Origin of the sequence: Microlunatus aurantiacus (genome assembly GCF_039536605.1) — a bacterium.
GTDB lineage: Bacteria > Actinomycetota > Actinomycetes > Propionibacteriales > Propionibacteriaceae > Microlunatus > Microlunatus aurantiacus.
Genome location: NZ_BAAAYX010000036.1, coordinates 1 through 980 on the forward strand (window position 1 = coordinate 1; position 980 = coordinate 980).

Annotated in this window: 1 protein-coding gene; it reads left to right on the plus strand. The window is 74.3% G+C overall.

Features of this window, described 5'->3' with window-relative positions:
- Nucleotides 1-980: ABC transporter permease (locus ABD714_RS22900; RefSeq protein ID WP_344814781.1), on the plus strand; the 980-nt coding region annotated here is incomplete at both ends.

Here is a 980-nt window from a genome sequence, read left to right on the forward strand (position 1 = left end):
CGCCCTGCTGCGCACCCTCGACCACGGTGACGTGGAAGCGGCTCGGACGCTCGGTGTCACCGCCGGCGGCGCCGTGTGGCGGGTCGTGGTTCCGCAGCTGCGGCCGGCGCTGTGCGGCGGGGCGCTGCTGGTCGGCCTGCACCTGCTCGCCGAGTTCGGCGCGATGCAGATGATGCGGTTCCCGACCCTCACCACCGCAATCGTGCAGCAGTACGCGATCGGGTTCAGCGACGCAGCCGGCAGCCTGCTGGCCACCGTCCTGATCGGGATGTGCCTGCTGATGCTGAGTGTCGAGGTCCTCGCCCGCGGGCGGTCCCGGATCGCCCGGGTAGGCCCGGGGATCCGCCAGCAGCCCATCCCGGCGCCGCTGGGCCGATGGGCAACCCCCGCGTTGGCCGCTCTGGCCGGCCTGGTCGGGCTGGCGGTGGTGCTGCCGGTTACCCAGGTGCTGCGCTGGCTGGCCCGGGCCGTGACCGCGGACATGGTGGCGGTCCCGTCGGTGCTGCAGACGACCGCCACCACCGTCGTCCTGGCCACGGTCGCCGGGCTGGCTGCCCTCGCGGCCGCGCTGCCCTGCGCCTGGCTGTTGGCCCGCCACCGCTCCCGGGTGAGCCTCACCCTGGAGCGGGTGACGTTCCTCGCCAGCGCACTGCCCGGGGTGGTCGTGGCCCTGGCCCTGGTCACCGCCGCGGTGCAGTGGGCTCGGCCGATCTACCAGACCGTGGCGTTGCTGGTGCTGGCGTACATGATCTTGTTCCTGCCGCGCGCCGTCGTCCCGTGGCGGGCGGGGCTGGCCAGCGCACCACCGGAGCTGTCCGAGGCGGCTCGCTCGTTGGGCGTCGGGCCGGCCGGCGCCTTTGCGAGGGTCGTGATGCCGCTCGTGGCACCGTCGGCGGTGACCGGGTTCGTCCTGGTGTTCCTGGCGACCACGACCGAGCTCACCGCGACCCTGCTGCTGGCCCCGACCGGCACCCAGACCC